This is a genomic window from Nakamurella sp. (assembly GCF_048594475.1).
GTDB lineage: Bacteria > Actinomycetota > Actinomycetes > Mycobacteriales > Nakamurellaceae > Nakamurella.
This window is the reverse complement of record NZ_JBMDXT010000219.1, coordinates 1-7,529: the sequence shown is the minus strand read 5'-3', so window position 1 is coordinate 7,529 and position 7,529 is coordinate 1. Positions and strand designations below refer to the sequence as shown.

Here is a 7,529-nt window from a genome sequence, read left to right as displayed (position 1 = left end):
TGGACCCCCACCGCGATCACCTACATCATCGACGGCCAGGTGGCCGGCACCACGACGACCTCGATCCCGACCAAGCCGATGCACTGGATGCTGCAGACCGAGACCGAGCAGACCGGTCCCGCGGCGACCGCCGCCGGCCACATGCAGATCGACTGGGTGTCGGTCTACACCTACCAGCCGTGACCAGGAACTGACCGGGCGGGAGCGGCGCCCGACGACGGCCCGGCCGGGATCCCCCGGCCGGGCCGTTCGGTGTCACCGGGCCCGGCCCACGCCCGGGCGGGCGGACGGCCCGTCTGAGCCATTCGCATCAGACCCGGCTGAGCCGGTTGACCCACCGTGACGTGGGCGCACCATCGGACGCCATTCAGATGGCGGGTCACCGGAACGGCATCCCCGGATCATGTGCGCTCGGTAGCCACACGACTACCTTTTGTAGCCGAAGGGCGATGACCGCCACGAACAGACCAAGGGGTGACCGATGATCAGCCAGGCACCGACCGGCTCCACCGCCGTTCCGACCCGGTGGCGCCGTGGCTCCGGACCCCGCCGGACGGGCCTGGTCGCAGCGGTGACCGCCACGATCCTGGCCGCCACCCTCCTGGCGGCGCCGAACGCCGCCGCGGCGCCCCCGACCCTTTCGGCCACCGTCTCGGCCTCCGGTGCCGCGGCCGGCCCGGTGACCGCGACCGCCAGGATCAGTGCCACGCCGACGACCGCGGCCGCGCTGGCCGGGATCTGTGCCCGGAACTCCTCCGGTCACCACTACGACTTCCCGGTCAAGGCAGCCACACTCACCGCGGCCGGCACGGCGATCACGGCATCCCGCACCCTGCCGGTGGGCACCTACACCTACTGGGCGTGCGCCAAGATCGGCACGACCTGGCACGACATCGGGGCCAAGCGCACCCTGCGGGTCACGCCGACGGGCACCGGGGGCACCGTCACCACGCCGGCGCCCCGGCCGGTCGTCACCACGGCCCCGACCGCGGCGGCGCCCAGCGGCGAGGCCATGCCGGTCGGCGACCTGCCCAAGTGGAAGCAGGTGTTCACCGACGACTTCACCACCGAGGCGGCCCCGGGCTCGTTCCAGCGGCTCTACGGCTCCCGCTGGGCGACCTACCACGGTTTCAACGACACGTACGGCAACGGCCGCTACGACCGGAACTTCATCTCCACCAAGGGCGGCCTGATGGACTTCGATCTGCGCTCGGTCAACGGCCAACCGATCAGTTACGCGCCGGCGCCGATCGTCACCAAGGCCTGGGAGGGCCAGACCTACGGCCGGTTCACCGCACGGATGCGGGCCGACGCGCTGCCCGGTTGGAAGACCGCCTGGTTGCTGTGGCCGGACTCGAACAACTGGAACGAGGGTGAGGTCGACTTCCCGGAGAGCGGCCTGACCGGGACGATGTACGGCTTCAACCACTGCATCGGCACCCCGTCGAAGAACTGCTACTGGGTGAACAGCGGGGCGCGGTTCACCGACTGGCACACCGTGACGATCGAGTGGGCGCCGAACAAGCTGACCTACATCCTCGACGGCCGGGTGCTGGGCACGACGACCACGTCGGTGCCGTCCACCCCGATGCACTGGATCCTGCAGACCGAGACCGAGAGCACGAAGCCGGCGCCGAACGTGGCCGGGCACCTGCAGGTGGACTGGGTCGCCGTCTACACCTACCGGCCCTGATCCGCACCGACCGTGACCGTCGCGGGCCCGACCGAGCGCCGCTCGGCCGGGCCCGCGGACGTCGTCGGGCGGCCGGCGCGGGTCGGTCACGACGGGGCGTAGACGACCACCCAGTCGACCTGGATGTCGGCGACGGCGGGCGAGCCGGCGATCGGGCACTGCGCCGCCCCGAACGAGGCGGCCCGCCGCTCGCAGCCGCCGGCCTGCGCCTGGATCGCCAGCCACATCGGGACGTCCGGCACCTCCGCGCCGCGGTAGGTCGCCCAGTCCCGCCCGTCCAGGGTGAAGGTGACCTGGCCGGGGAGCCATTCCACGCCGAAGGTGTGCCACTGGGTGAAGTCGGCCCGCACGTCCCATTGCATCTTGTCCCGCCCGGTGGGCGTCGCGTAGTGCAGGAAGGCCGATGCGGCCTGCCGGGTGCCGCCCCAGTCCTCCAGGAAGTCGATCTCCGGCGGCCACTGGCCCGAGGCGGGCCAGAGCAGGAAGGCGTAGGTGATGTCGTCCCCGGCGTCGACCCGGGCCCTGACCTCCCACTTGCCGTAGGTCTGCTGGACCTTCCAGTTCGACACGCCCCCGGTGGTGAGCTGGGCGTCCGGCTCGCCGGTCCGCTTCTGGCCGCGCAGGGTCATCGTCGAGCCGTCCAGCAGCACCCGGTCCGGGGCCCACAGGCTGCGCGGGTCACCCGCCGGCTGCCCGTCGTAGGCGTCCCACCACGGCCCCAGGTCGGTGCGGTCGAAGTCGTCGGCGAACACCTGATGCCAGCCGGGCAGGTCGCCCACCGGCATCGACGTGCCCTCGGCCGGGTCGGACCCCCCGGGCAGCCAGCGGCCGGCCGGAGTCCAGGCCAGCAGCGCCACCGACGCCAGGACGGTGGCCGCCAGGGCGACCACCCACCCACGGCGGCGCCGACGGCGGTCGACGTGCGGCCGATCCGGCTCGGCCGGGGCCAGACCGTCGGACGGACTGGTCGTGAGCACCGCTCTCCTCTCCCGGACCGCGATCGATCCGGTCCCGACTGCATCTGCCGGCCGGCGGCGGCCGGACCCGCGGGCCCGGCGGGACCGCGCGGCCCGCCGGTCAGGCCGCGGGCCGCAGCAACGTGATCCGCTGCGCGCCGAGCTCGGTGACGTACAACACGCCCGACCCGGAAGGGTTCTCGGCGATGTCCAACGGCTCGGAGAACCCGCCGAAACCGCTCACCCCGGTGGTGATGCCCCGGACCGCACCGTCCGGACCGCTCACGTCCACCACCTCCACATCCTTCCCGGCGCTGTACCGCACCACCAGCAGCTTGCCTGTGAGCTTGCCCCCGAAGGCGGAGCTCCGGTACTCCACGGTGCCATTGGCCGAGGCGTGCAGGCCACCGTCGAAGACGTCGGCCGCGCGGAAGTTGCGGTCCGGCGCCACGCCGACGGGATACTGCGACTCCTGCCAGGCGTCGGCCCCCGCGGTCGGGTTGCCGCCGTAGGCGATGAACTCGCATCGCGCGGGGTTCGGATGGCCGTAGTAGCCGCCCGCGGAGACCTTGTGGATGAAGTCCGTCTGGGCCACCGGATTGCCGAAGATGGTGGCGAACGTCGGACCGGAATAGGTGTAGGCGCCGTTCGTCGCACTGTCGATGCGCGATGCGCAGGCCGCCGGCAACGGGTCCGGGACGGCCGGCAGGTTGGCTCCGGCCGCCGACCCGTTGGTGGGCGCGTAGAGCCGGCCGGCCGAGGTCCAGACCAGGTCGAAGGCGTTGCGCACCCCGGTCGCGTAGATCGTCAACGGGGCACCGGCGGCGGCCGGGTCGTAGCTGCCGCCGCCGTCGGCCGTCTTCACGTCCAGCGGGAGCGTCCCCGGCAGGGCGGCCGGGTCCAGCCGCAGGATCGCCCCCGACAGCTGCGCCTCCGGCCGGTTGGCCCAGGCCACGTCCGGGTAGCCCATCCCGGTGTTGGAGCCCATCGAGAAGTACAGCTTGCCGTCGGGCCCGAAGGCGATCGAATTCGCCTCGTGGTCGTGGGCCGACCGGGGCAGGTTGACCAGCACCGTCTCACCGGTCTGCAGGTCCGGGCCGGTCAGCCGGTCGATCTTGCTGGACCAGTCGGGCACGTCGGCGTTGCCCACGTACATGAAGTTGTCGCTGACCCACAGGATCGGGCTGCTCGCGGTGGAGGCCGGGTCGAACGTCAACCCGATGACGGTCCGGTTGGCGTTGCCGTTGAGCGTGCGCACCGTGGTGATGGCGAACTCGTTGCCCAGCGACCCGTCCGCGGCGACGTCGTACCGGTAGATGGTGCCGGTGAGCGTGGCCGCGTAGAGCCGCCCGTCCGGTCCGAACGTCACGCTGGTGAACAGCTTGCCGGTCGCGGACGTCGCCTCCTGGGTGAACGCCACGCCCGGAATCCCGGTGCCGGACACCAGCGTGCCGGTGGTGAAGGTGCTCTTGAACGGCAGGAAGGCGTTCCCGGCGATGTCCTTGACCCCGTCGGTGACCACGAACTGGTACTTGGTGTTCGCCTCGAGAGTGGCCATCGGGGTCAGCACGAGCACGTCGCCGCCGCCGCTGGTGTTGGCCGAGGACGGCACGACCGATCCGTCGGCGACCTTGATCAGTAGGACCGTGTCGGCCGTGACGGTGGTCGGGTTGATCGCCCCGGCCGGCAGGAACAGCTCCGTGGTGACCGACAGGTCGCGCACCGCGCCCGACTCCCCGCCTCCCGGCGTGACCTGGGAGACCCGGGGCCGGTTGGAGTCGACGAAGTCGACCTCGAGAAAGGTGATCTTGGTGTTGACGCCGCCGGTCGGGGCCACCGTCAGCCGCCCGTCGATGACGTTGACGATCACCGTGCCGGTGGCGAACCGGTTGGTCGTGGTCGGCTTGAAGCCGTTGACCGCGACCGCGTTCTCGACCTCGATGGTGTGGGTGCTGTCGATCGCCGACGCGTCACCGACCCCGACCGTCACCTGATAGGTGCCGGTGGGCACGGCCAGCTCCCAGGCCATCGGCGTGGTCACCCCGCCGGACTGCATCTGGATCAGGCTCAGCTGCCGCGGGTCGGTGGTCAGCGTCGACGTCCGTTGGCGCGCGTTGGCCGCGACGTCCAGGGGCGCGCCGGTGGCGGCGGCGACCCAGCCGTAGGTGTAGCTGCCCTGCTTCGGCCCGAACGGCGCCCCGGCGTCCAGCTGGTACCCGGCGGCGGGCACGCTCGCGGACGCCCCGAAGTCCACGTCGATCGGGAACGGCGGGTCCACCGGCGTGCTCCAGGCCTGGACCTCCAGGAAGTCGATCTTGGTGTTGGTGCCGCCCGCGGCGCTCACGGTCAGCAGGCCGTCGGTCACCTCGACGTCGACCACGCCGACCTTGAACTTGGTCGCGAACGTCGGCGCGTAGGGGGCGATGGCCACCGAGCCCTCGACGGTGATCGCGTGCCGGCTGTCGTAGACGTTGCTGGCGTCTCCGGTGCCGACGGTCACCCGGTAGGTCCCGTTGGGCACCCCCAGCTGCCAGTCGCCGGGGGTCGGGGTCGTCCCGCCCTGCATATGCACGAAGTTCGCCTGGCGGGGATCGGCCAGCCCGGTCGCGCTGCGCTGCCGGCCGTTGGCGGCCAGGTTCAACGGCGTGGTGGTGCCGGCCGCCACCCAGCCGAACCGGCCCTGGGCCCGGGCCCCGAAGGCCGACCCGTCGTCCAGCACGTTGCCCGCGACCGGGACGCTCGTCGAGGCCCCGAAGTCGACCTTGAGCGGAAGAACCGGGTCGACCACCGGCGGTGGGGCCGCCGCCACGGTCAGGTACGTGATCTTGACGTTCGTCCCGCCCTGCGGCCGCACCGTCAACCGGCCGTCGGTCACCTGGACCGTGCCCGTCGCGGTGCGCAGCCGCGCGTTCTGGGACGGCGTGAAGGGCTCGACCACGGGCACCCCCTCGACGGTCACCGCGTGCACGCTGTCGTAGTACGGCCCGGAGTCGCCGACGCCGACGGTGACCGAGTACCAGCCGTCGGCCACCTCCGCCTCCCACGCGCCGGCCGTCGTGCCGGCCGGCTGCATCAGCACGAAGCTGCTCTGCTTGGGATCGACACCGGCGGTCCCCCGGTTCCGCCCGCCGGCCGAGTTGTTCAGCGGCGTTGCGGTGCCGTCGGACACCCACCCGTAGGTCAGTCCGGTTCCCTGGTTGGCGCCCGACCGGGCTCCGTAGGCCTGCCCGTAGTCCAGGACGAACCCGGCCGCGGGCGTGGTGGTCGACGTCGCGAAATCGACCTGCAGCGGCAGGGTCGCGGGCGCCGCCGCGGCCGGCGCCACGGCGATCGGCGGGCCGATCAGCGAGACCACCAGGGCCAGAGCAATCGTGATGGTGGTCACTGCCGGACCCCGTGAAAGTCGTTTTCGCGAACTTCCGTTAGTCATAATGGGTGAATCCGCGAATTGTCGCTTACGCACAACGGGTGATCACTTTCATTTTTCGGTTTTGTCAAGTCTAGCGCGCCATTGAACCTTCATGCTAACCTCAGCACGATCAGTTACCAGAATTAACGCTGAGTAGATGGCGGATTCCCGGGCGGCGATGCCCGGCGGGGCCGCGGTCGAGGCATTTTCTGATCCCGGGGGGGATTTGGCCCGCAGTTCCTTGGAAAGGATTGGACCACCCCCGTGTCCGCATTTATTCGACGCTCGCGCGCGCTCGCGATCGTCCTCGGTTTCATCACCCTGACAACGTTGGCGGTCGCCCCAGCGGCCTCGGCGGCGACGCTCTCCCGGAGCACCCTGAGTGCCACGGTGAGCGGCTCGACGGTCACCGCGACGACCAAGATCGCCGCCTCGCCGGCGGTCTGGGCGTCGCTGGCCGGCATCTGCGCCCGTGACGCCGACAACAACCACTACGACTTCCCCATGTCCGCCGCCACTCTCTCCACCAGCGGGGTCACGCTGACCAAGAGCCGGACCTTCCCGGCCGGCACGTACACCTACTGGGCCTGCGCCAAGACCGACGGCGCCTGGACCGCGATCGGCGCGACCCAGAAGTTCACCGTCGGGGCCGCCCTGAGCGGCTCGGCCGCGCCCAGCGGGCAGGCCATGCCGGTGGGCGACCTGCCCGGCTGGAAGCAGGTCTTCACCGACGACTTCACCACCAGCGTCCCCCGTGGTTCCTTCCCGGGCTCGGCCTATTCGTCGAAATGGACCGGCTACGACGGGTTCACCGACAGCTACGGCATCGCGAATTACCAGAACAGTGCCATTTCCACCTCCGGTGGCGTGATGGACGTTTACCTGCGCACCGAGAACGGCAAGGTGATCACCGCCGCCCCCTCGCCGATCGTCACCGCCCCGTGGGCCGGACAGACCTACGGCCGGTACACGATGCGCTTCAAGTCCGACTCGCTCAGTGGCTACAAGCTGGCCTCGCTGCTCTGGCCGACCAGCGGAAACTGGAATCAGGGTGAGGTCGATTTCCCCGAGGGCGGCCTCGACTCGACCATCTACGCCTTCAACCACTGCCTGAACAACCCCACCCACAACTGCTTCTGGGCCACCAACGGCACGAAGTTCACCGGTTGGCACACGGCCACCATCGAGTGGTCGCCGGGCAAGCTGGCCTTCTACCTGGACGGCGCCACCCTCGGCACCACGACCACCTCCGTGCCGACCGCACCGATGCGCTGGATCCTGCAGCTGCAGTCCGGCTCGGTGGGACCGGCGTCGAGCGTCGCCGGCCACTTCCAGATCGACTGGGTGTCGGTCTACACCTACAAGGGCTGACCGCCGCCGGCCGCGCGCCGGCCCCCGATCCGGGGTACCACCCGACCCGGGGCGGGGGCGGGGGCGGGGCCCTCAACCCCCAGGCCGCGGCCGACCCCCA

Annotated in this window: 4 protein-coding genes and 1 pseudogene; 3 read left to right on the top strand and 2 right to left on the bottom strand. The window is 71.0% G+C overall.

Annotated features, from left to right (window positions below; all coding sequences use genetic code 11):
* Window positions 1-183 (top strand): annotated as a pseudogene (locus ACOJUF_RS10340) (1,3-beta-glucanase); the annotation flags it as partial.
* 388 nt (window positions 184-571) lie between these two features.
* Window positions 572-1,693 (top strand): glycoside hydrolase family 16 protein, encoded by a 1,122-nt coding sequence (locus ACOJUF_RS10335; RefSeq protein WP_420121768.1) that lies wholly within the window; start codon window positions 572-574, stop codon window positions 1,691-1,693.
* Window positions 1,694-1,779: 86 nt separating this feature from the next.
* Here ACOJUF_RS10335 and ACOJUF_RS10330 read toward each other — a convergent pair whose 3' ends face one another.
* Complete coding sequence (locus ACOJUF_RS10330) at window positions 1,780-2,670, bottom strand: glycoside hydrolase family 16 protein (RefSeq protein WP_420121767.1); 891 nt, start codon at window positions 2,668-2,670, stop codon at window positions 1,780-1,782.
* Between the two features lie 100 nt (window positions 2,671-2,770).
* Complete coding sequence (locus ACOJUF_RS10325) at window positions 2,771-6,034, bottom strand: Ig-like domain-containing protein (protein ID WP_420121766.1); 3,264 nt, start codon at window positions 6,032-6,034, stop codon at window positions 2,771-2,773.
* A gap of 354 nt (window positions 6,035-6,388) precedes the next feature.
* On the opposite strand from ACOJUF_RS10325, the gene ACOJUF_RS10320 reads away from it, so the two are divergent.
* Entirely contained in the window at window positions 6,389-7,429 is a 1,041-nt protein-coding gene (locus ACOJUF_RS10320; protein ID WP_420121765.1) for a glycoside hydrolase family 16 protein, read from the top strand.
* Window positions 7,430-7,529 lie beyond the last annotated feature (100 nt).